The sequence below is a fragment of the Acinetobacter lactucae genome (assembly GCF_013344765.1).
Classification (GTDB): Bacteria; Pseudomonadota; Gammaproteobacteria; order Pseudomonadales; family Moraxellaceae; genus Acinetobacter; species Acinetobacter lactucae_A.
Genome location: NZ_JABVBF010000437.1, coordinates 1 through 421 on the forward strand (window position 1 = coordinate 1; position 421 = coordinate 421).

At 61.0% G+C, this 421-nt stretch carries 1 protein-coding gene; it reads right to left on the minus strand.

Annotated elements, in window-relative coordinates:
* On the minus strand, window positions 1–307 hold a 307-nt coding region (mraW, locus tag HUN22_RS17730; protein ID WP_174732104.1), incomplete at its 3' end, for a 16S rRNA (cytosine(1402)-N(4))-methyltransferase.
* Between the last annotated feature and the right edge of the window lie 114 nt (window positions 308–421).

Sequence of the window (421 nt, forward strand, 5' to 3'; positions counted from 1 at the left end):
AGACACCACTGACCTTGCCGTGCAGGCCGCGCGCTGCCACTTCCGCACCCAGCTCGGCAAAACTGCGCTGCACAATGACAAAGCGGCCGTCTTCGGCCGCCAGCGCTTGCCCCGTGGCAATCGCTTGTGGATCTTTGTCGAAGCCCAAGAGCCGCCCTTGCGGCCCGAGCTTGCTGAGTATCAGACGGCTGTGTCCGCCCCGGCCGAAAGTGCCGTCCAGATAGCAACCGTCGGCGCGCAAGGCCAATGCCTCGACAGCTTCGTCGAGCAGGACGGTAATGTGGTTGAAGCCGCTATCTATGGTCACAGGATCAGGTCACGCAATTCGTCGGGCATGGCGCCCGGTTGTTGAATAGCTGCAAGGTCAGCTGCCGAAACCGCGTTCCAGGCATCTTCATCCCACAGCTGGAATTTGTTCAGT